Annotated in this window: 20 protein-coding genes; 7 read left to right on the forward strand and 13 right to left on the reverse strand. The window is 71.0% G+C overall.

The features are described 5' to 3' along the window. The first annotated feature begins 88 nt into the window (after nt 1-88). Nucleotides 89-1531, forward strand: a complete 1443-nt coding sequence (locus HNR00_RS12930) for a sensor histidine kinase (RefSeq protein WP_183569883.1) — start codon at nt 89-91, stop codon at nt 1529-1531. Between the two features lie 154 nt (nt 1532-1685). On the opposite strand, the gene bioB is transcribed toward HNR00_RS12930, so the two are convergent. Then, nucleotides 1686-2699 carry a biotin synthase BioB gene (gene bioB / locus HNR00_RS12935; RefSeq protein ID WP_183569885.1) on the reverse strand — a complete coding sequence of 338 codons (1014 nt, stop codon included), beginning with the start codon at nt 2697-2699 and terminating at the stop codon, nt 1686-1688. A 122-nt stretch (nt 2700-2821) separates the two neighbouring features. On the opposite strand from bioB, the gene HNR00_RS12940 reads away from it, so the two are divergent. Together HNR00_RS12940 and HNR00_RS12945 are read left to right on the forward strand one after the other, a co-directional pair. Beyond that, nucleotides 2822-3133 carry a hypothetical protein gene (locus tag HNR00_RS12940; protein ID WP_183569887.1) on the forward strand — a complete coding sequence of 104 codons (312 nt, stop codon included), beginning with the start codon at nt 2822-2824 and terminating at the stop codon, nt 3131-3133. A 13-nt stretch (nt 3134-3146) separates the two neighbouring features. After that, nucleotides 3147-3536 carry a helix-turn-helix domain-containing protein gene (locus HNR00_RS12945; protein WP_183569889.1) on the forward strand — a complete coding sequence of 130 codons (390 nt, stop codon included), beginning with the start codon at nt 3147-3149 and terminating at the stop codon, nt 3534-3536. A gap of 4 nt (nt 3537-3540) precedes the next feature. On the opposite strand, the gene HNR00_RS12950 is transcribed toward HNR00_RS12945, so the two are convergent. Continuing rightward, nucleotides 3541-4425, reverse strand: a complete 885-nt coding sequence (locus tag HNR00_RS12950) for a fumarylacetoacetate hydrolase family protein (RefSeq protein WP_183569891.1) — start codon at nt 4423-4425, stop codon at nt 3541-3543. A gap of 296 nt (nt 4426-4721) precedes the next feature. Here HNR00_RS12950 and HNR00_RS12955 point away from each other — a divergent pair, with 296 nt between their 5' ends. Next, nucleotides 4722-6047 carry an OmpP1/FadL family transporter gene (locus tag HNR00_RS12955; RefSeq protein ID WP_183569893.1) on the forward strand — a complete coding sequence of 442 codons (1326 nt, stop codon included), beginning with the start codon at nt 4722-4724 and terminating at the stop codon, nt 6045-6047. A gap of 238 nt (nt 6048-6285) precedes the next feature. Here HNR00_RS12955 and HNR00_RS12960 read toward each other — a convergent pair whose 3' ends face one another. The 11 genes from HNR00_RS12960 to HNR00_RS13010 form a co-directional block, all read right to left on the reverse strand. Further along, nucleotides 6286-7533: a cytochrome P450 gene (locus tag HNR00_RS12960; RefSeq protein WP_183569895.1), complete on the reverse strand. Its 1248-nt coding sequence runs from the start codon at nt 7531-7533 to the stop codon at nt 6286-6288. A gap of 1 nt (nt 7534) precedes the next feature. After that, complete coding sequence (locus HNR00_RS12965; RefSeq protein ID WP_183569897.1) at nt 7535-8809, reverse strand: NAD(P)/FAD-dependent oxidoreductase; 1275 nt, start codon at nt 8807-8809, stop codon at nt 7535-7537. Further along, complete coding sequence (locus tag HNR00_RS12970) at nt 8806-9015, reverse strand: ferredoxin (RefSeq protein ID WP_183569899.1); 210 nt, start codon at nt 9013-9015, stop codon at nt 8806-8808. Before HNR00_RS12970 ends, HNR00_RS12965 begins: the two co-directional genes overlap by 4 nt. Before the next feature lie 141 nt (nt 9016-9156). After that, nucleotides 9157-10242, reverse strand: a complete 1086-nt coding sequence (locus HNR00_RS12975) for an acyltransferase family protein (protein WP_183569901.1) — start codon at nt 10240-10242, stop codon at nt 9157-9159. Then, complete coding sequence (locus tag HNR00_RS12980; RefSeq protein ID WP_246390603.1) at nt 10239-11063, reverse strand: glycosyltransferase family 2 protein; 825 nt, start codon at nt 11061-11063, stop codon at nt 10239-10241. Before HNR00_RS12980 ends, HNR00_RS12975 begins: the two co-directional genes overlap by 4 nt. 200 nt (nt 11064-11263) lie before the next feature. After that, nucleotides 11264-13078, reverse strand: a complete 1815-nt coding sequence (gene aspS / locus HNR00_RS12985) for an aspartate--tRNA ligase (RefSeq protein WP_183569903.1) — start codon at nt 13076-13078, stop codon at nt 11264-11266. Nucleotides 13079-13302: 224 nt separating this feature from the next. Then, nucleotides 13303-14388, reverse strand: coding sequence for an ABC transporter permease (locus HNR00_RS12990; protein ID WP_183569905.1), 1086 nt, complete (start codon nt 14386-14388; stop codon nt 13303-13305). After that, nucleotides 14385-15305, reverse strand: coding sequence for an ABC transporter permease (locus HNR00_RS12995; RefSeq protein WP_183569907.1), 921 nt, complete (start codon nt 15303-15305; stop codon nt 14385-14387). The genes HNR00_RS12990 and HNR00_RS12995 overlap by 4 nt, the downstream gene beginning before the upstream one ends. A gap of 169 nt (nt 15306-15474) precedes the next feature. Then, entirely contained in the window at nt 15475-17070 is a 1596-nt protein-coding gene (locus tag HNR00_RS13000) for a peptide ABC transporter substrate-binding protein (protein WP_183569909.1), read from the reverse strand. Nucleotides 17071-17078: 8 nt separating this feature from the next. Next, entirely contained in the window at nt 17079-17516 is a 438-nt protein-coding gene (locus tag HNR00_RS13005; RefSeq protein WP_183569911.1) for a GlcG/HbpS family heme-binding protein, read from the reverse strand. 61 nt (nt 17517-17577) lie between these two features. After that, nucleotides 17578-18030: an OsmC family protein gene (locus HNR00_RS13010; protein ID WP_183569913.1), complete on the reverse strand. Its 453-nt coding sequence runs from the start codon at nt 18028-18030 to the stop codon at nt 17578-17580. Between the two features lie 131 nt (nt 18031-18161). Here HNR00_RS13010 and HNR00_RS13015 point away from each other — a divergent pair, with 131 nt between their 5' ends. The 3 genes from HNR00_RS13015 (at nt 18162) to HNR00_RS13025 (ending at nt 20235) form a co-directional block, all read left to right on the forward strand. Beyond that, nucleotides 18162-19130 (forward strand): UDP-glucuronic acid decarboxylase family protein, encoded by a 969-nt coding sequence (locus HNR00_RS13015; protein ID WP_183569915.1) that lies wholly within the window; start codon nt 18162-18164, stop codon nt 19128-19130. Between the two features lie 84 nt (nt 19131-19214). Further along, complete coding sequence (locus HNR00_RS13020) at nt 19215-19451, forward strand: hypothetical protein (RefSeq protein ID WP_183569917.1); 237 nt, start codon at nt 19215-19217, stop codon at nt 19449-19451. Nucleotides 19452-19518: 67 nt separating this feature from the next. Beyond that, a complete protein-coding gene (locus HNR00_RS13025) occupies nt 19519-20235 on the forward strand; it encodes a RibD family protein (protein WP_183569919.1) in 717 nt (238 codons plus the stop codon). Nucleotides 20236-20399: the final 164 nt, after the last annotated feature.

Below are 20399 nucleotides of genomic sequence, written 5' to 3' on the forward strand. Positions count from 1 at the left end.
GGAGCGGACGGACCGGCACGAACCGGCGGCTTTGGCCGCCCTTCCCGTGCCCCTGAACGTGCAATGTGAGATTTCGGCCGGGACGACGATGGGGGGAGCATCCCGCTTCCGCTCGGCCTCCCGCTCGCGCCTCGGCCTGTCGGGCCGGTTGTTCCTGCTCACCGTCGCCTTCGTGGTGCTGGCCGAGATCCTGGTCTTCGTGCCTCTGCTCGCGAGCTACCGGCTCTCGCGCCTGTCCGACCGCGTGGCGGCGGCCCAGGTCGCCGCCCTGGTGCTGCGGGCCGCTCCCGAGGGCAACGTCTCCGGCGACCTCGCCCGGCGCCTGCTGGCCGAGTTGGGCGCGCGGGCCATCGCGGTGCGCGACGGCGAGGCATGGCGGCTGCTCGCCGTCGAGCCGGTGCCCGAGGCGGTCGCCGAGACCGTGGACCTGCGCGAGCAGGATTGGACCGGTGCCGTCCGCGGCGCCTTCCGCACCCTGCTGTTTCCCGCCGACAAGCCGATCCGGGCGGTCGGCAACGGGCGGGGCGGCCTCGGGGCCGTCGAGGTCCTCGTGGACGAGGCGCCCCTGCGCGACCGGCTCGTCGCCTTCGCGCTGCGCCTGCTGGCCGCCTGCGCCGTCATCGCCGCCATCGCCGCCGGCCTCGTGTTCTTCGTGCTGCAGCGGACCATCGTGCGGCCGGTCCTGCGGCTCGCCCGCAACATCGCCGCCTTCGCCGACGATCCCGAGCGACCCGACCGCCCGGCGTCCGGCCCGCGCCGCACCGACGAGATCGGTCAGGCCGAGGCCGCGCTCGCCCGGATGGAAGTGGCGCTCGGCGGCGAGCTGCGCCAGAAGCGGCGGCTGGCCGAACTCGGCCTCTCGGTGAGCAAGATCAACCACGAGCTGCGCAACTTGCTCACCACCGCCCAGTTGCTGGGCGACCGGTTCGAGACCTCCTCCGATCCGCTGGTGCAGCGCGTCGCCCCGCGCCTCGTCGCCACCCTCGACCGGGCGATCCGCTTCTGCGAAGCGACGCTCGCCTACGGCCGGGCGACCGAGCCCAGCCCGCAGCGCCGCATGGTGGCTTTGGCCCCGCTCCTCGACGAGTTGCCCGACCTCGGCGGCCTCATGCCGGCCGCGGGCGTGCAGGTGAGCGTGCGCGCCCCCGACGACCTCGAGATCGACGCCGATCCCGAGCAGCTCCTGCGGGCGCTGACCAACCTCGTGCGCAACGCGGTCCAGGCCCACGCGGCTTCGCGCACCCAGGGCGCCCATGTCGAGATCGAGGGCTTTCGCGACGGCGCCCGCGGCTCGGGCCGCGTCACGATCCTTGTCTCGGACAATGGCCCCGGCGTGCCGCCCCGCGCGCGGGCCAACCTGTTTTCCGCCTTCCAGGGCTCGACCCGCCCCGGCGGCACGGGGCTCGGCCTCGCCATCGCCTCGGAGCTGGTGCGCCTCAACGGCGGCACTTTGGGCCTCGACGAGACCGCGAGCGGCGCCTGCTTCCGCCTCGTCATCCCGGACCGGGCGGCGCAGGCGAAGGCGGCGTAAAGCGACCGGCCTCCACCCCACACCCTCCTCCTGAGGTGCCGCGAAGCGGCCTCGAAGGAGGGCTCCAGGGATCGCACGCGAGTTGGAGGCCTCCTTCGAGGCTCCGCTTCGCTCCGCACCTCAGGATGAGGGCGTGGGTGGGAAAGGCCGCGTTTTACTCCGCCGCCGCCAGCGTCACCTCCGGCACCGGCACGCCGATGTCGCGCAGGAGCGCGGCGTCCTCGTCCGCCTCGTTGTTGGCGGTGGTGAGCAGGCGCTCGCCGTAGAAGATCGAGTTGGCGCCGGCCAGGAAGCAGAGGATCTGCGCCTCGCGGGTCAGGCTCTTGCGGCCGGCGCTGAGGCGCACGCGGGCCTTGGGCATGACGATGCGGGCGGTGGCGCACATCCGGACCAATTCGAGCGGATCGATCGGCGGGCGGTCCTCCAGCGGTGTGCCCTCGACGGCCACCAGCGCGTTGATCGGCACGCTCTCCGGATGCGGCGCGTGGTTGGCCAGCACCAGCAGCATCTCGGCCCGGTCGCGCACCCGCTCGCCCATGCCGACGATGCCGCCGCAGCAGACGCCGATGCCGGCCTCGCGCACGTGCTCCAGGGTCTGGAGCCGGTCCTCGTAGGTGCGCGTCGAGATGATGTCGCCGTAGAATTCGGGGCCGGTGTCGAGGTTGTGGTTGTAGGAGGTGAGCCCGGCCTCCGCGAGGCGCTGCGCTTGGCTATGCGTCAGCATGCCGAGGGTCACGCAGGCTTCCATCCCGAGACCGCGCACGCCGCGCACCATCTCCAGCACCGCGTCGAAGTCCGGCCCGTCCTTCGGCTTGCGCCACGCCGCGCCCATGCAGAAACGGTGCGCCCCGTTGGCTTTCGCCGCAGCGGCCTCCTTCAGCACGGCCTCCACCGGCATCAGCCGCTCGCGCGGCAGGTTGGCGCCCTTGTGATGGGCCGATTGCGGACAATAGGCGCAATCCTCGGGGCAGCCGCCGGTCTTGATCGAGAGCAGCGCGGCCCGCTGGATGTCGGCCGGGTCGTTGTGCGCCCGATGCACGAGGCCGGCCCGATGCACGAGGTCGAGCAGCGGCAGGTCGTGGATCGCCTGGATCTCGGACAGCGTCCAGTCGTGCCGGATGGCGGCCGGGGCGGCGGAGGAGGTGAGGGGGACAACGGTGTCGCTCATGGACACCTTTGAGGGCGAAGGCGGGGGAAAAATCAAGCCTTGCCGTGGAGCGGGCGGTTGTACGATGCTTGACTGGCAACCCTGCGGGGCCGCGCGTTGTCGCTGGACGGTGATTTGCCTAGATGTGGACGGCGGATCGGATCACGATCGAGATCGACGAGGCGGAAGGCTCCGAGATGATCGTCGTGATCGGGACGCCGTCCGGCATCGTGCGACTCGCCGGCGCGGTGCGGCTGTCGGGCGGCGTTCTGACGATCGAAGACGCGCATGTAGAGGGACTTGCGCCGGGCGCACTCCGGCGCAGCGGCCTGAATGCGATCGGTTCGAAAATCCTGGAGGTGACCGGTGCCGACTCGCTTGTCCTTCAAGGAAGCGCTCGCACGACGGGACGAAACCCCGGCCGAGCCCCCCGCCTTATCCGGTTCCCCCGCTAGGCTGCGGCTGTCGATGGCGGGGCCGATCCCGCAGCCCGTCACGGCGATCCAGACCATCAAGGCGCTTGGCACGTCCCTGCGCGAAGCGCACGCCGCGATGGACCGGATCGCGGCCGGCCACGCCGTCACTCTCGCTCTCACGATCCCGGACGAGCGCGATGTGCAGGCCGAATTCGCCGCTCTCGGCATTCATGCGCAGATCATGGACGCGGATATCGATGTTCGCGCCATCCGCCAGGGGCTCGACCTGACGCTCCAGGAATTCGCGATCCGCTTCGCGCTCGACCCCGACACCGTCCAGAGCTGGGAGCAGGGCCGCACCCGGCCCGATCCGGCCGCCGCCGTGCTGCTGCGGGTGATCGCGACGAACCCGGCGGCGGTGGATGCCGCGCTGATGTCCTAAGAAATCAATTCGTCGGCTCGCCCGCGGCGACCTTCGCGGTCCAGTCGTCGAACGCCACGACCCGTTGGCGCTGTTCGCCGAGGCCGTCGATGCGCAGCACCATCTCGTCGTCGCTGCGGAGGAAGCGCTGCGGCTTCATGCCGAGCCCCACGCCCGGCGGCGTGCCGGTGGTGATGACGTCGCCGGGCTCCAGCATCATGAAGTGCGAGACGTAGGCGACGATCTGCGCCACGTCGAAGATCATGGTGGCGGTCGAGCCGGTCTGCATCCGCCGCCCGTTGAGGTCGAGGCTCATCGCGAGGGTCTTCAGGTCGGGAATCTCGTCGAGCGTCACCAGCCAGGGGCCGAGCGGGCCGAAGGTCGGGCAGCCCTTGCCCTTCGTCCACGTGCCGCCGCGCTCCATCTGGAATTCGCGCTCGGACAGGTCGTTGCAGATGCACACGCCCGCCACGTAGCGCAGGGCCTCGTTGGCGTGGACATAAGAAGCGCGGGCGCCGATCACCACGGCGAGCTCCACCTCCCAGTCGGTCTTGGCCGAGCCCTTGGGCAGGATCACCGTGTCGTTGGGGCCGACGATGCAGGAGGGCGCCTTGTTGAACACGATCGGCTCGGCGGGAATCGCCGCGCCGGTCTCGGCGGCGTGGTCGGCATAGTTGAGGCCGATCGCCACGAAGTTGCGGGTGCCGCCGACGCAGGGGCCGAGACGGGTGCCCGCGGGCAGGAGCGGCAGGCTCTGCGGATCGATGCGGGCGAGCCGGTCGAGGGATTCGCGCGAGAGGCCGGGGCCGGCGATGTCGCGCAACACGCCCGAGAGGTCGCGCAGGCCGCCGTCGCGATCGACCAGACCCGGCCGCTCCTCGCCGTTCTCGCCGTGCCGGATCAGCTTCATCGCCGGATCTCCCTGAACTCTCCGGGGCTTTTGCGGCGAGCATGGCCGCCGCGGGGACGGGGTGCAAGCGCGGCCGCTCAAGATGGAGGCGAAACCCCGGCACCGCTCGTCCCGGTTTCCGGACGGGTCCGACGTGGCGCCGCGGCCACGGAAGACGGAGCCCGGCGCGACCGTGGCAAAAATCGCGCGGTCGGTAATTCTTGATTAAGTCATCCCCTCGAACCCTCGACGCGCGGTGCGTGAACCGCTTCGATTGTCGTCCTCGACAACGATCAAGAAACGCTCGGGAGAACGACATGACTGGGGAGACGATCCGTGCCCTCGCCTTCGCGGGGGCGGTCGCGGCGGCGTCGATGGGCGCGGCGACGGGGGCGCAGGCCGGCGCCTTCGGCCTGCGCGAGCAGAGCGCGCAGGGCCTGGGGCTCTCCTTCGCCGGGTCGGCCTCGGGCGCGGCGGGCGTCTCGTCGATCTTCTGGAACCCGGCGACCGTGACGATGCGGCCGGGCTTCGTCTCCGAGCAGAGCCTGACCTTCGTCAACCTGTCGGGCGAGATCCGGCCGACCGTCGGCACGGCTCCGTTCCTCGCGCCCTTCGGGGATTCCGGCGAGATCGGCCAGGGCGCCGTGCTGCCGTCCGGCGCGACCTCCTACCAGCTCACCGACCGCCTCTACGTCGGCATCCAGACCGGCGCGCCCTACGGCCTCGTCACCAAGCCGCGCCCCGACTGGGCCGGCTCGATCTACGGCCGCTCCTCGCGCATCTTCTCCCTCGCGTTCAATCCGGTCATCGGCTACCGGGTGAACGACTGGCTCTCGGTCGGCGTCGGCGCCAACATCGAGTATTTCCGCCTCACCCTGCGCCAGGCGGTGCCGGTCGCCGGCCTCTCCCCGGCCTTCTACCCGCCGGCCTTCCTCAAGGGCGAGTCGTGGAGCGCGGGCTGGACCGCGGGCGCGACGATCACCCCCTGGGACGGCACGGTGCTCGGCGTCGGCTACCGCTCCTCGGTCCATCACGACATCGACGGCTCGTTCGCCGTTCCCAACCCGGCGATCGCCTTCGCGGTCGGCGCGGTCAAGGCCAACCTCAACACGCCGGAGAAGCTCAGCGTCGGCCTGACCCAGGCGATCAACCCGGTCACCCGGATCAATCTCGGCTTCGAGTGGGACAATTGGTCGAGGGTCGGCGACATCGCCATCGTCTCGAAGCTGCTCGGCGTGCCGGTCACCGAGCTGCCGCTCAAGTTCAAGGATTCCTACTTCTACTCGGTCGGCCTGGAATACGACTGGTCGCCGAACCTGACGGTGCGCGGCGGCTTCGGCTACGACGACGGGCCGATCGACAATTCCAACCGCTCGGTGCGCCTGCCCGACAGCGACCGCTACATCGTCTCGGTCGGCGGCAGCTACCGTTGGAGCGACAAGCTGACCCTCAACGCCAGCTACGCCCACGTCTTCATCCAGAAGAACCGGATCGTGGCCGGCCCGGGCCAGAACTACAACGTCGGCAACATCCCGTTCGCGGCCGTCGCCGACGGCAGCGCCGACCTCGTCTCGGTGGGCTTCCGCTATGCCTGGGACAGCCCGGCCTCCGTCGCCCCGGCCCCGCTGGTGCGCAAGGACTGACGCCGTCCGGCGCGCCCGCAGGCGCGCCGTTTCCCGCATCGCCCGAAGCGTCGTCCCGGATTACCGATCCGGGGCGACGGTTTCGTTTGCGCTCCGTCGCCTCCCCGCGCGGGGCCTCTCCCGGCGCCTGCACCTTCCTGTGATCGGGCCGCGCCACCGCCTCAGGATGGGGGGCAGGGTCGGACGAACCGCAGCAACTCCTGGATGAGACGAGCGAAGCCGGCTCGATCGGCCGGCCTCACGCCTGCGCGATCCCGTCGAACGACAGGCACAGGTGACGCGGCCCCCTGAGCGAGGCGCCGGGCCGGTAGGGCGGCGGGTCCTCGACGAGCCGGGGGTTCCCGAGCCGCTTCGCGAGGGAGACGAGGGCGACCTCGGCCTCGATCCGGGCGAGCGGCGCGCCGACGCAGTAATGCAGGCCGCCGCCGAAGCCGAGATGGCGGTTGTCGGAGCGGTCCGGATCGAATCGGTCGGGATCGGCGAACCGGGCCGGATCGCGGTTGCCCGAGGCCAGCAGCAGCACGACGGGCGCGTCCTTCGGGATCGTCACGCCGGCGATCGGGATGTCGGCGACCGCGAGCCGCGTGCGGTACTGGACCGGCGGCTCGTAGCGCAGCATCTCCTCGATCAGGCGCGGCGCGATCTCCGGCTCACGCGCGAGCCGCTGCCAGTGCTCGGGGAAGCGCAGCAGCGTCAGCACGCTGTTGGTGATCAGGTTCACCGTCGTCTCGTGGCCGGCCACCAGCAGCAGCACCGCGGTGGCGATCAGGTCGAAGTCGTTCATCCGCTCGGTGTCGTCGTCGCCGTTGGCGAGATCCGTGAGGATGTCGTCCTGGGGCTCCTTGCGCTTCCTCGCGATCAGGTCGCGCAGGAACTCCGAGATCTCGGTGAAGCACTGCTCGTTCTTGGCCCGCGTCTCCTCGTCGCCGCGCTGGTTCGGCTCCAGCGCGGTGGCGAGCTGCGTCGCCCAGCCCTGGAATTGCGGCTCGTCCTCCGGCGGCACGCCGAGCAGCTTGCAGATCACCGTGACGGGGACCGGGTAGGAGAAGTCGTCGACGAGATCGATCCGGGCCTTGCCCTCGAATTTTTCGATGAGTTCGTTGGTGAGGTCGGTCGTCTCCTGGCGCATCCGCCGCACCCGCTCGGGCGAGAAGGCGCGCATCACGAGGCCGCGCAGGCGGTCGTGGTCGGGCGGATCGCGGAAGATGAAGGGCTGGTGGCGCCGCCTGATCTCGGCGCGGATCGGGCGCACGAAGAGGTCGGTGATCGGATGCCCGGTCCAGCGGAACTTCTGCGGGTCGGGCAGGTCCTCGGAACTGATGCGCGGATCGGAGATCAGGCGGGCGATCTCGGCATGCGTGCTGACGACGTAGGTGCCGTCCTCCTGGCGGCAGACCGGCTGGCGCCGCAATTGCGCGAAGAGCGGGTAGGGGTTCGCCCGGTTGTCGGGGTCGAGCACCTGCTCGAACAGCGTGGTGCAGCTCACGTCACGGCTCCTCGATACGCAGGCGCGGCTGGTCGATGGCGTCCTCGATCGGCGGGAACGGCGCGCGCTCGCGGATCGCGGCCTCGTAGGCGGGGAGCCAGCGGGCGCTGTCGATCGAGACCGCGGCGACCGTGCGGCCCTCACGCCCATAGAGCGCCACGAAGCGCCGCGCCTCCAGCGAGCCGTGGACGACGGCGAGGCTGTCGGCTCCGTCCGTCAGCCCGACGAGCTTGATCGTCAGCCCGAATTGCTGCGACCAGAAATCCGGCAGGTGGTCGTGGCGGGTCAGGCCCGCGGCGGGGCCGGCCAGCATGTTGTGCGCCGCCGCCTTCGCTTGCGCCCGCGCATTGCCCCAGTGCTCGACGGCGACCAGCGCCTCGTCCCCATGCGGGTTCGGCCAGCGGGCGACGTCGCCGGCCGCGAACACGTCCGGGACGATGTCGCCGTTGGTGCGCAAGGCCCGGCAATAGCCGTCGCACAGAACGCCGCCCTCGTCGGCCGCGAGGCCGGAGCCTTCGAGCCATTCGACGTTGCGGACCGTGCCGATCGCCGCCACGACGATGTCGGCCTCGATCCGCTCGCCCCCTTTGAGCGTCACGCCGGTCAGGCGACCGCCTTCCGCTTCCATCCGCTCGATCTCGGCGCCGAGCCGCAGATCGACGCCGCGCTCGCGGGCGATCGCGCCGACGAGGCCGCCGAGGCGGGGACCGAGGGCGGCTTCGAGCGGCTGGCCGTCGCGCACCAGCAGGGTGACCGGGATGTCGAGGTCGCGGCAGGTCGAGGCCACCTCGAAGCCGATGAAGCCGCCGCCGACGAGGACGACGCGCTTCGGCCCCGCCTTCAGCCGGCCCGCGAGCTTTTCGGAATCGTCGCGGGTGCGCAGGGTGAACACGCCGGCGAGCATGGCCTCGTCGGGCTTCGGCCAGGGCCGGGCGCGGGTGCCGGTGGCGATCAGCAGGCGGTCGTAGGGCAGCGTCGTGCCGTCGCCGAGGTTTACGGTATGGGCGCCGAGATCGAGCGCGCGGGCGGGCGTGCCGAGGCGAAATTCGGCGTTCAGGTCGGGATGGCGGGGCAGGGTGGTGTCGGGCGAAAAAAGCCCGCGCAGCACCTGCTTCGACAGCGGCGGCCGGTCGTAGGGCGCGTGCGGCTCGTCGCCGACCAGCGTCAGCGAGCCGGTGAAGCCGTGCGAGCGCAGGGCGTGGGCGGCGGAGAGGCCGGCGAGCGAGGCGCCGACGACGACGATCCGCTCCGGCGCCCCGGAGGGACCCGCGCTCACTTGGCCTCTCCGGCCGGGTCCGGATAGGCGGTGATGGCCCGCACCGGGCAGGCCTGGACCGCCCGCTCGATCTCGGCGCGCGCCGCCTCGTCGGGGGAGGGGTCGTAGACCAGGGCCTCGCGCCCGTGCAGCACGAAGTGCCGCGGCGCCGCGTAGATGCACTGGGCGTAGGCCTGGCAGCGGTTGAGATCGACGACGACCTTCATGCGCGGTTCGTTCGGGCTTTCACGAATGGGATGGCCTCATGAAACGCCGCGCGCGGCCGGATGTCCCCGCCGCGCGCTCGGCGTTTTGACGCGCGCCTGAGCGAGGGCGAGGCAGGGCAGAATTGGACCGTCGAAGCAACCTTACGGCCCGGCGGGCTCGATGGTGCCGAGGGTGCGCCGCCCCATCGCCCGCGCCTTGAGCCGAAGCGCCGGCTTCTCGATGCCGTACCAGGAGGCGGCGGCGACGATCAGCGTGAGCAGGATCGCCGGGGCGAGGAGGGCCAGCGCCCCGGCCGAAGGCGACAGCGCGTGCAGGCTCTGCTGCACCGGCCAGCCGTAGAGATAGACCCCGTAGGAGAGGTCCGCCTTCGGATCGAGGGCGGGGCGGGCGAGCACGGGCAGGAAGGCGAGCCAGATCGCCGTATAGCTCTCGGCGACGAACAGCAGCGTGCGCGCGGGCGCGTGCGGCTGGAGCAGGACGGCGAGGACGAGGCCGACGAGCGGCCAGGCCCCGAGCCGGATGCGGTCGCGCCCGAGATAGAGGCAGGCGCCGCAGGCGAAGATCAGCGGCAGGCGTAAAGCCGTCTCGACGCCCTTCGACAGGGTCGGCGCGGTGAATTCGAGCCACGCCAGGGTCAGCGCCAGCCCGGCGGCGAGCGCCGGCACGGCCCAGCGTCGACGCAACAATCCCAAAAGTCCGACGGCGAGGACGGCGGCGTAGCAGATCGTCTCGTATTTGAGCGTCCAGACCGTGCCGAGCGGGCTGCGCAGGGGATTGTCCTCGAACACGCCGGGCAGGCTGGCATTGCTCTTGAACGAGAGCAGCGTGCCGCGCACGAACCGCCACACTTCGGGGCTGGCACAATACTCGGCGAGCGGCAGCCGGGTCATCGCCGCGCCGAGGCCGAGGCCGACGACGAGCGTCGCGGCGATCAGCCCCGGCAGGATGCGCAAGGAGCGGGCGAGAACGTAGTCGCGCCATCCGCGCCGGTCGTAGCTCATGGTCACGAGGAAGCCCGAGACGGCGAAGAAGCCGTTCACCGCGTGCTCGCCGAGCGAGAAGCCGGTCGCGTGCACCAGCGGCTCGTCCTCGAACCGGCCGGTCACGACGCTAGCGGCGTGCGACAGCACCACCATCAGGGCCAGCGCGAGCCGCAGGGCGGAAAAGCCGTTGTGCGGGCGCGCCAGCGCTTCCGCCACGGTCGGGCCGGAGAGGAGGAACCTCACGGCACGAGTCCTTCGCGGGCGAGCGCCGAGGCCCCGCGGAGCGCCGCCCACGCGCCTATCGCCGAGCCGCCGTAGCGCTCGACGCCCGCGCGACGGAGGACGAGAGCGGAGAGCAGGGCCTTGGGGGCGTTGGTCATCAGCATGCCGAGGCTCGGGCTCGGCAGCCCGTATTTTCGGGACACATAGGCGCGCGACCACGCCTGATGCCAGCGGGTGCGGAACACCCGGCCGGGCTCCGGCGCGGAGGAGCGCCCGCGCCCGTGGAGCGCCACCGCGCCGTGGACATGGACCAGCGCGCGCCCCGCGTCCGTTACCCGGCGGCAGAGGTCGTCGTCCTCGTAGAACAGGAAGATGTTTTCGTCGAACCCGCCGAGATCGAGGAAGAAGGCCCGCTCGATCATCAGGCAGGCGCCCGAGAGGAAGGGTGCGCAGGCGTCGCCCTCCGGCAGGGCGCGCACGCCCTTCGGGTTGGCGAGGTAGGGGGCGAGCAGCGAGCGCGGCTGGTAGAAGAAGCGCCCGTCCGGCTCGTGGATGCGCGGGGCGAACAGGCCGGCATCCGGCCATTCCCGCGCGGCCGCCATGAGTGCCGCCGCCGCGCCGGGCTGGAGGATCAGGTCGGGGTTGAGGATCAGGACGTGGCTGGCGCCCTCGGCGGCGCGCACGCCGAGGGTGTTGGCGCGGCCGTAGCCCTCGTTGCGGGCGTTTCGGATGACGTGCGCGCCGTGCGCCCGCGCCACCGCGACGGAGGCGTCGCGGCTGGCATTGTCGACGACGAGGGTCCGCACGCCCTCGCGGGTGAGGGCGGCGAGGCAGTCGGGCAGGGCGCCCGCGCTGTCGTGGGCGACGACGACGGCGGTGAGGGTCGCGACCCCTGGCCCTCCCCCCTCCGCGGGGGAGGGTGGCCCCCGAAGGCGGTCGGGAGAGGGGAGCGACGCTTCCGGAGAGTTCGGAGCCAGCCCCTCTCCCGCCTCGCTCCGCGAGGCACCCTCCCCCGCGGAGGGGGGAGGGTTCGGCGGAAGCCTCACCCCTTCTTCTCGGGCAGATTCAGCCGGATGTGCAGCTCGCGCAGCTGCTTGGGCGTCACCTCGGCCGGCGCGCCCATCATCAGGTCCTCGGCGCGCTGGTTCATCGGGTACAGCACGACCTCGCGGATGTTCGGCTCCTCGCAGAGCAGCATGACGATGCGGTCCACACCCGGCGCGATGCCGCCGTGCGGCGGGGCGCCCAGCCGCAGGGCGTTCAGCATGCCGCCGAACTTCTCCTCCAGCACCTCACGGCCGTAGCCCGCGATACTGAACGCCTTCTCCATCACGTCGGGGCGGTGGTTCCGGATCGCGCCCGACGACAGCTCGATGCCGTTGCAGACGATGTCGTACTGGAACGCCTTGATCCCGAGGATTTTTTCGGAGTCTTCCTCGCCCAGCGCCAGGAACTCCTCGCGCTCGAAATTGGGCATCGAGAACGGGTTGTGGGAGAAGTCGATGCGCTTCTCGTCCTCGTTCCACTCGTACATCGGGAAGTCGACGACCCAGCAGAACGCGAACTGGTCCTTATCGGACAGACCCAGCTCGTCGCCGATGCGGATGCGCGCCTTGCCGGCGAGCCCGGCGGCCTTGGCCTCGGTCCCGGCTGCGAAGAACACCGCATCGCCCGCCTTGGCGCCCGCCTTCTGCGCGATGCGGGCCTGGATGTCGGCGGGGATGAACTTGGCGATCGGCCCCTTGCCGGTGAGCGCCCCGCCCTCTTCCTCGAACACGATGTAGCCGAGCCCCGGCGCGCCTTCCGAGCGGGCCCAGTCGTTGAGCTTGTCGAAGAACGAGCGCGGCTGGCCGGCCGCCCCCGTGGCGGGGATGGCGCGCACGACGCCGCCGGACTTGATCACGCCCTTGAACGCCTTGAACTCGACCGCGTCCTCGCCGAACTCGTCGGTGACGTCGGCGATGATCAGCGGGTTGCGCAGATCCGGCTTGTCGACGCCGTATTTCAGCATCGCGTCGGCGTAGGTGATGCGCGGGAATTCCTTCGTCACCCGCTTGGCCGCAGCGAACTCCTCGAACACGCCGCGCAGCACGGGTTCCACCGCCTGGAACACGTCCTCCTGCGTGACGAAGCTCATCTCGATGTCGAGCTGGTAGAACTCGCCCGGGCTACGGTCGGCGCGGGCGTCCTCGTCGCGAAAACAGGGGGCGATCTGGAAGTAGCGGTCGAAGCCCGCGATCATCGTGAGCTGCTTGAACTGCTGCGGGGCCTGCGGCAGCGCGTAGAATTTTCCGGGGTGGACGCGGGACGGGACGAGGTAGTCGCGCGCCCCCTCAGGCGAGGAGGCGGTCAGGATCGGCGTCTGAAATTCGAAAAAACCGCCCTCGCGCATGCGGCGGCGGAGCGAATCGATGATCGCGCCGCGCTTCATGATGTTGGCGTGCAGCTTCTCCCGGCGCAGATCGAGGAAGCGGTACTTGAGCCGCGTCTCCTCCGGGTATTCCTGATCGCCGAACACCTGCAGCGGCAGCTCGCCGGCCGGGCCCAGCACTTCGAGGTCGTCGATGTAGACTTCGATCGCGCCGGTCGGCAGCTCGGCGTTCTCGGTGCCGCCGGGCCTCGTGCGCACGCGCCCGTCGATGCGGATCACCCACTCGGAGCGGGCGGTCTCGGCGGCCTTGAAGGCCTTGGAATCGGTGTCGATCACGCACTGCGTCAGGCCGTAATGGTCGCGCAGGTCGATGAAGAGCACGCCGCCATGGTCGCGGATGCGGTGGCACCAGCCGGACAGGCGGACGCTGCCGCCGACGTCGGACGGGCGGAGCGCCCCGCAGGTATGGGTACGGTAACGGTGCATGGCGGGCTCTTGAGAATGAGGCCGGCACCATTCACGGGGAGGGGGGGAAGTCAAGGATTGTCGCCGCGCGGTCGGGTTTCAGGTCTCTCGCCGTCATTCCGGGGCGCGAAGCGAACCCGGAATCCATGACTGGGCTCGTCACCGTCCACGAGCCGCGCATCACGTGTGGATTCCGGGTCCTGCTGCGCGGTCCCGGAATGACGGCGGTGGATTGGCAATGGACGTCACAGCCGCGGGTCGAGCGCGTCCGACAGCCCGTCGCCCAGGCGGTTCAGCGCCATCAGGGTCACGACGAGAAACCCTGCGGGCGCGGCGAGCATCCAGGGCGCGGCCTCCAGGGCCCGCGCCCCTTCCGCGATCAGCACACCCCAGGAGGTGGCCGGCTCCTGCACGCCGAGGCCGAGAAAGGACAAAAAACTCTCCAGCAGGATCACCCGCGGCACCAGGAGCGTCGCAGCGGCGATGATCGGCCCCAGCGTGTTGGGCACGGCGTGGCGCACCAGCACCGCCCCGGTATCCGACCCCAGCGCATAGGCCGCGCGGAAAAAGTCGCGGCTTTTCAGGCTCATCGTCTGGGTGCGGACGATGCGGGCCATGTCGAGCCACTCGACCGCGGCCACCGCCACCAGCACCAGCCACAGGCCGGCGCGGAAGAACACGAGCAGCACGATGACGAAGAACACGAACGGCAGGGCGTAGAGGATATCGACGACCCGCATCATCAGCGCGTCGAGCCCGCCGCCGACGAGGCCGGAGACCGCGCCGTAGGTGACGCCGAGCGACAGGGCGACCAGGGTCGCGACGAGGCCGATCAGGAGCGAGACCCGGCCCGCCACGAGGCAGCGGGTGAGGAGGTCGCGCCCGAGCATATCGGTGCCGAGGAGGAAGTGGAGCCGCCGCAAAGGCGCCTCGACCACGAGCCTCCGGCCGTCGGGCGAGCGCTCGATAACGGTCGCGGGGCCGAACAGGTCGGAGCGCGGCAGGAGGACGAGGTTGCGCGGATCGATGGGCTTTTGGGCGTTAAGCGTCAGGCGGACTTGTCCGCCCTCCCGGCGCACGTCTTCGAGGGTGACGCGCATGCGCTGGGCGAGGCGGTCGAGGGCCGGGCGGATCTCGTCGGGCGTCGGGTGGGCGGACAGGCTCGGAGTGGTGCGGACGAAATCGGGATAGATCCGCTCCGGCGCGTGGCCGGTCAGGAACGGGCCGATCAGACAGGCCAGCGCGGTCGCCACGAGGGCGACGAGCGCCGCCACGGCGCCGCGGTCGCGGGCGAGGCGTCGGCGGGCCAGCGCCGTGAGCGAGGCGCTCATGCCGCCCGCATCCGCGGATCGAGGGCGGCGGCGATGAGGTCGGCGATCAGGTTGAAGGCCAGCACCAGCACGGCCACCAGCACCACCGTGCCCATCACCAGCGTGTAGTCGCGGTTGAGCGCGCCATCGACGAAGTAGCGGCCGATGCCGGGCAGGCCAAAAATGGTCTCGACCACGACCGAGCCGGTCATCAGCCCGGCGGCGAGCGGCCCGAGCGTCGCGACGACCGGCAGCAGCGCCCCGCGCAGGGCATGGCGGGCGACGCGAAGCCTCGAAAACCCCATGGCGCGCTGCGTTCGGATATGCGGCTGCACCAGCACCTCGGCGAGCGACGCGCGGGTGAGCCGGGCGATGCCGGCGGCATGCGGGAGCGCCAGCGTGATCACCGGCAGGACGAGGTTCTGCGGAGAGCCCCCACCCCAGCCGCCGACGGGGAGCCACGCGAGCCCGAGGCCGAAGCCGATCTGGAGGAGCGGCGCGATGACGAAGTTCGGCACCGCGAGGCCCAGCGAGGCGACGAGCCCGACGAGGCGGTCGGCGCGCCCGCCGCGGCGGACGGCGGCTAGGCTGCCGAGCGCGAGGCCGAGGGTCAGCGCCAGCACGAGCGCCAGCGCGCCCAGCGTCGCCGAGACCGGCAGGCCACGGGCGAACAGGTCGGCGACGGTGAGGTCGCGGAAGGTGAAGGAGGGGCCGAGATCGCCCCGCGCGAGGCCCGCGAGGTAGCGGAAAAACTGGACCGGCAGCGGCTCGTCGAGGCCGTAGAGCCGGCGCAGGTTCTCCATCGCGGCGGGCGGCAGCGGCCGCTCCAGATCGAACGGGCCGCCCGGCGCCAGCCGGATCAGGAAGAAGCTGCCGGCGATGACCAGGAACAGGGTCGGCAGGCTTTGCGCCAGCCGGCGCAGGAGGAGGGCGGTCATGCGGCGCGCTCCCACATCCACGCGGTGGACAGAATAGAGCGCCTCTCCTCCCCCTTGCGGGGAGGAGGGAGGAGGTGGGGGTGGTGCCGGATGTGGCTCGGCGATCCATCCTGAACCACCCCCACCCCTAACCCCTCCCCGCAAGGGGGAGGGGAATGTGCGGTGATGCTCATGCGTCGAGCCGGAGGTAGCGGGTGGGGGCGACGTTGCGGATGTTCTCGTGGACGCCGTGGAGGCGCGGCGCGATCAGCGCCTTCGACCGGTAGTGCAGCACAGGAATCCAGGGCAGCTCGTCGAGCACGATTTTTTCGGCGTCGAACAGCATCCGGGCGCGGCGGCCCACATCGCGCTCCTGGGCGGCGTCGGTGAGAAGCCCGTCGAACCGGGCATTCGACCAGCGCCCGGCATTGAACCCGTCGTTTCCGGTGCGGAGCAAAAACAAGAAGTTCTGCGGGTCGGAATAGTCGGCGATCCAGGACATGCGGGCGAGGTCGAAATCGCCGCCGTCGCGCATGTAGGCGAAGTGGGTCTTGGCGTCGGTGGCGACGAAGCGCGTCGTCACGCCGATGCCGCGCCAGACGTCGGCGAGCGCAATGGCGGTGTTGCGGTTGTTGTCGGTGACGTTGAAGCGGTACTCGACGCTCAGCGGATTCTTCGGCCCGAACCCGGCCTCGGAGAGGAGCTGCAGCGCCTGCTCCTCGCGGTCGATCGGCCCGTCCTCGCGGCCGGGCAGGAGCGGGGAGGGAAGCGCGTTGTCGAGGCCCGGCGGGCAGAACGAATAGGCCGGGGCCATGGTCTCGCCCCAGACGGCGGCGGCCAGGAATTCCCGGTCGATGGCGAGCGACAGGGCGCGGCGCACCCGCGGGTCGTCGAACGGCTTCTTGCGCGTGTTCACCCCGATCGCCATGAGGCCGAGCCCCGGCCCGAGCCGCACCTGCGGGCCGAACCGCTGCTTCAGCGAGGCGATCTGGTCGGCGGGGAGGTCGGCGAGCGAGTCGATCTCGCCGGCCGCATAGCGGCGTACGGCCGCGGCGAGGTCGGGAGTCGGCACGAAGTCGACTTGGGCAATCGGGATCGCGCCCGCATCGCGAAAATGCGGATTCTTGCGCAGGGTGATGCGGTCGTTCGGCACCCAGTCGATCAGGGCGTAGGGGCCGTTGGTGACGGCCCGGCCCGGCCGGGTGAAGCCGTCGCCCCATCGGGCGAGCGAGGGGCGATGGACCGGAAGCGCCGTCTGGTGGGTGAGGAGTTCGAGCAGGTAGGGCACCGGCTCGGCCAACGCGATCTCGACGGTGCCCGGATCGGGGGCGGCGACGCCGAGCGTCTCGAGGGGCGCCTCGCCGGCGTTGACGGCGGCCGCGCCGCGGATCGGAAACAGCACCTCGGCGTATTTCGCCCCCGTTTTTGGATCGAGGATGCGGCGCAGCGAGAACACGAAGTCGTCCGCGACCACCGGATCGCCGTTCGACCAGCGCCCGTCGGGGCGGAGCGCGAAGCGGTAGGTCAGGCGGTCGTCGGAGACGCTCCAGCGTTCCGCGACACCGGGGACGATGGTGCCGAAATTGTCGTAGGTGAGCAGCCCCTCGTAGAGATCGCGCAGGATATGCGCCTCGGCCACCGTCGAGGTCTTGTGCGGATCGAGCGTCTCCGGGTCGGCGTCGTTGCCGCGGCGGTAGACGGGGGCACCCGCCGCCCGCGCCGGCAAAGCCAGCGCCGCGGCGAGCGCCGTGCCTCCCTGCAGCCAGCGGCGGCGGTCGGGCCGCATTTGAGAAGTCAGGCGCCGGTGTCGCCGACGAGCCCGGCCGCCTCGATGCCGGCGAGCGCGCAGATCTCGTCGTTGTCCGAGGTGTCGCCGGAAATGCCGACGGCGCCGAGCAGGCGGCCGTCGGCCCCGCGGATCAGCACGCCGCCGGCCACCGGCACCAGGGCGTCGGGCCCGACGAGATGGCTCACCGCGGCGACGAAATGCGGCTGCTCCTCCGCCCGCTTGGCGATGGCGCGCGAGCCGAGGCCGAGCGCCAGCGCGCCGTTGGCCTTGCCGCGGGCGATCTCGGCGCGGCGCAGCGACGTGCCGTCCTCGGCGGCCAGGCACTTGAGGGCGCCGCGGGCGTCGTAGACCACGACCGCGAGCGGCTTCAGGTCGCGCGCGCGGGCGGTCTTCAGCGCGGTCGCCACGAGGGTCTGGGCGGCGGCGAGCGTCAGGTCGGTCATGGCGTGTCCTCGGTGATGCGTCTCCAAGGACATGCACCGGCGGACGCCGCCGCGCCAGCATTCAGGCGATGATGATCTCGGCGCGCACCGAGTTGGCGATGAAGCAGACCGCGTGCGCCTCCGCGTGCAGGGCCGCGAGCCTGTCCGCGTCGGGCGCCGCGCCGGTCCAGTCGATGGCGGGGTGGAGCACCACCCGCGTCACCGCCTGCCGTCCGGGGGCGATCTCGGCCATCGTGCCCTCCGCCCGGTCGCGGTAGGCGCTCACGCCGAACCCGGCGAGGCGGGCGACGTGGAGAAAACTCAGCATGTGGCAGGCGGAAAGTGCCGCCACCAGCATCTCCTCGGGATCGACCGCGGCCGGGTCGGCCCACTTGCCGACGACGTGGGGCGAGGCCGAGCCCGGCATCACGATCCCGCCGTCGAAGCGCAGGGTGTGGCCGCGGCCGTAGCGGCCGGCGGCGAAGTCCTCGCCTGCCCTCAACGACCAGTCGACCTCGGCGACGTGGCGTGCCATTGGTCTGAGCCTCACGATTGTTTCCGCGGGCGAGCCTATCGGAAGCGGCCGGGGCGGGCCACGGCGTGCCCTCCGCCGCGACCGGGCCCGGTGCGCCCGGGAAGACCAAGGACTCGCGGGAAGCGGCGACCATGCGCTACGGCACCACCAAGAAGATCCTCGTCACGGGGGGCGCGGGCTTTCTCGGCTCGCACCTGTGCGAGCGGCTGATCGCGCAGGGCCACGAAGTGCTGTGCGTCGACAACTTCTTCACCGGCGCGCGCCGCAACGTCGCCCACCTGCTCGACCACTCCTCCTTCGAGCTGATGCGCCACGACGTGACCTTCCCGCTCTACGTCGAGGTGGACGAGATCTACAATCTCGCCTGCCCGGCCTCGCCGGTGCATTACCAGTTCGATCCGGTGCAGACGACGAAGACCTCCGTGCACGGGGCGATCAACGTGCTGGGGCTCGCCAAGCGGGTGAAGGCTACCGTGCTCCAGGCCTCGACCTCGGAGGTCTACGGCGACCCGGAAGTGCACCCCCAGGCGGAGGAATATTGGGGCCGGGTCAACCCGATCGGCTTCCGCTCCTGCTACGACGAGGGCAAGCGCTGCGCCGAGACGCTGTTCTTCGACTATCACCGCCAGCACAAGGTGCCGATCAAGGTGGTGCGCATCTTCAACACCTACGGGCCGCGGATGCACCCCAACGACGGGCGCGTGGTCTCGAACCTGATCGTCCAGGCGTTGAAGGGCGAGGACATCACCCTCTACGGCGACGGCCAGCAGACCCGCTCGTTCTGCTACGTCGACGACCTGATCGAGGCGATGATGCGGATGATGGGCACAGGCCCCGAGGTGACCGGCCCGATCAACATCGGCAATCCCGGCGAGTTCACGATCCGGGAACTGGCCGAGGCCGTGCTCGACCTCACCGGCTCGAAGTCGAAGCTCGTCCACCGGCCGCTGCCGCCGGACGATCCGCGCCAGCGCCGGCCCGACATCACCAAGGCCCAGTCCGTGCTGGGATGGGAGCCGACGATTCCCCTGCGCGACGGCCTGACCAAGACCATCGGGTATTTCGACGCCTATCTCGCCTCCGAGCCGAAGGAAGGCTGAGCCGCGCCGCTTGACCTTGCCACGGTGGGAAGGTGGAGCCTGCGCGAGGCCGGCACGATCCGGATCGCGAGGGAGACGACACCGATGAAGACGCGCGTTGCGGCTGCGGCCGCCCTGGTTCTGCTGGGCTGCGCCCCCGCCCTGGCGATGCGCTGCTGCGGCGGCCCCGGCAAGGCCGCCATGTGCGCCAAGGACGGCATGGGCAAGGACGGCATCGGCAAGGGCGGCATGAAGGGCGGCATGGCGATGAGCCGCGCCGATAAGGGCGGCAAGGGCTGCTGCTGCGAGGGCATGTCGGGCCGGATGAGCCGCCGCGGCTGAACGCGGCAGGGACGGCGCTCGGGAGCGCCCTAGTTCAATCCGGAATCCCGAGCTGAGCAGGACCCCGATGAGTGCGCGTCATTCAGATCGCCCCACCACCGTCTGCCACATGACCACCTCGGTCGACGGGCGCATCAAGGTGCGGCGCTGGACGACGGTCGACGCGGATTCCCATTACGAGGCGATCCACGAAAAACTCGGCGGCGATGCCTGGATGTGCGGGCGCATCACCATGCAGGGCTACGCCGACAGCGCCGAGCCGCTGCCCGAGATCCCCGGAGAGGAGCCGGTCTCGCGCGAGGACCACGTGGCCCGCAGGGACGCCCTCGGCTACGCCGTGGCGCTCGATGCCCGCGGCGCGATGGATTGGGGCGCGCGCAACGACATCACCGGCGATCACGTCGTCGTGGTGACGACGGGGCAGGTCTCCGACGACCGCCTGCGCCGTCTCAGGGCCGGGGGCCAGTCCTACATCATCGCGGGCGAGCGCGAGGTCGATTTCAGTCTGGCGCTGCGCAAGCTCAAGGCGCTGTTCGGCATCGAGCGGCTGCTGATCGAGGGCGGCGGGCGCATCAACGGCTCGCTGCTCAAGGCCGGGCTGATCGACGAGTTGAGCCTGCTGCTCGCGCCCGCCGTCGACGGCGTGGCCGGCACGCCGGCGCTGTTCGACTTCGACGGCGAGGAGGCCGACTCGATGGGTTCGCGCCTGCGCCTGACCCGCACCGCCTGCGAGCCCTTCGACGACGGCACCGTCTGGCTCCGCTACCGCGTCGAACCGGCCTGAATCCGGATATCCGAAGGGATCCCATCCCCGGTCGTGTCCCAGGCGATGGTGTCGCCGAGGGGGGCATCGGCGTTTGCCGGGCGGGGTCGGGTTGCGACAGCCCGCCCCGAACCCGAGAGACCTCCGATGACCGACGCGATGATGGCCCTGCGCGGGACCCCATC

The sequence above is a fragment of the Methylorubrum rhodinum genome, assembly GCF_014199935.1.
GTDB lineage: Bacteria > Pseudomonadota > Alphaproteobacteria > Rhizobiales > Beijerinckiaceae > Methylobacterium > Methylobacterium rhodinum.

Excerpts from the sequence above, each read along its gene's own strand:
- HNR00_RS12930 (WP_183569883.1), top strand. The coding sequence starts at position 89 with ATGGGGGGAGCATCCCGCTTCCGCTCGGCCTCCCGCTCGCGCCTCGGC.
- bioB (WP_183569885.1), bottom strand. The coding sequence starts at position 2,699 with ATGAGCGACACCGTTGTCCCCCTCACCTCCTCCGCCGCCCCGGCCGCC.
- HNR00_RS12940 (WP_183569887.1), top strand. The coding sequence starts at position 2,822 with ATGTGGACGGCGGATCGGATCACGATCGAGATCGACGAGGCGGAAGGC.
- HNR00_RS12945 (WP_183569889.1), top strand. The coding sequence starts at position 3,147 with ATGGCGGGGCCGATCCCGCAGCCCGTCACGGCGATCCAGACCATCAAG.
- HNR00_RS12950 (WP_183569891.1), bottom strand. The coding sequence starts at position 4,425 with ATGAAGCTGATCCGGCACGGCGAGAACGGCGAGGAGCGGCCGGGTCTG.
- HNR00_RS12955 (WP_183569893.1), top strand. The coding sequence starts at position 4,722 with ATGACTGGGGAGACGATCCGTGCCCTCGCCTTCGCGGGGGCGGTCGCG.
- HNR00_RS12970 (WP_183569899.1), bottom strand. The coding sequence starts at position 9,015 with ATGAAGGTCGTCGTCGATCTCAACCGCTGCCAGGCCTACGCCCAGTGC.
- aspS (WP_183569903.1), bottom strand. The coding sequence starts at position 13,078 with ATGCACCGTTACCGTACCCATACCTGCGGGGCGCTCCGCCCGTCCGAC.
- HNR00_RS12990 (WP_183569905.1), bottom strand. The coding sequence starts at position 14,388 with ATGAGCGCCTCGCTCACGGCGCTGGCCCGCCGACGCCTCGCCCGCGAC.
- HNR00_RS12995 (WP_183569907.1), bottom strand. The coding sequence starts at position 15,305 with ATGACCGCCCTCCTCCTGCGCCGGCTGGCGCAAAGCCTGCCGACCCTG.
- HNR00_RS13000 (WP_183569909.1), bottom strand. The coding sequence starts at position 17,070 with ATGCGGCCCGACCGCCGCCGCTGGCTGCAGGGAGGCACGGCGCTCGCC.
- HNR00_RS13005 (WP_183569911.1), bottom strand. The coding sequence starts at position 17,516 with ATGACCGACCTGACGCTCGCCGCCGCCCAGACCCTCGTGGCGACCGCG.
- HNR00_RS13010 (WP_183569913.1), bottom strand. The coding sequence starts at position 18,030 with ATGGCACGCCACGTCGCCGAGGTCGACTGGTCGTTGAGGGCAGGCGAG.
- HNR00_RS13015 (WP_183569915.1), top strand. The coding sequence starts at position 18,162 with ATGCGCTACGGCACCACCAAGAAGATCCTCGTCACGGGGGGCGCGGGC.
- HNR00_RS13020 (WP_183569917.1), top strand. The coding sequence starts at position 19,215 with ATGAAGACGCGCGTTGCGGCTGCGGCCGCCCTGGTTCTGCTGGGCTGC.
- HNR00_RS13025 (WP_183569919.1), top strand. The coding sequence starts at position 19,519 with ATGAGTGCGCGTCATTCAGATCGCCCCACCACCGTCTGCCACATGACC.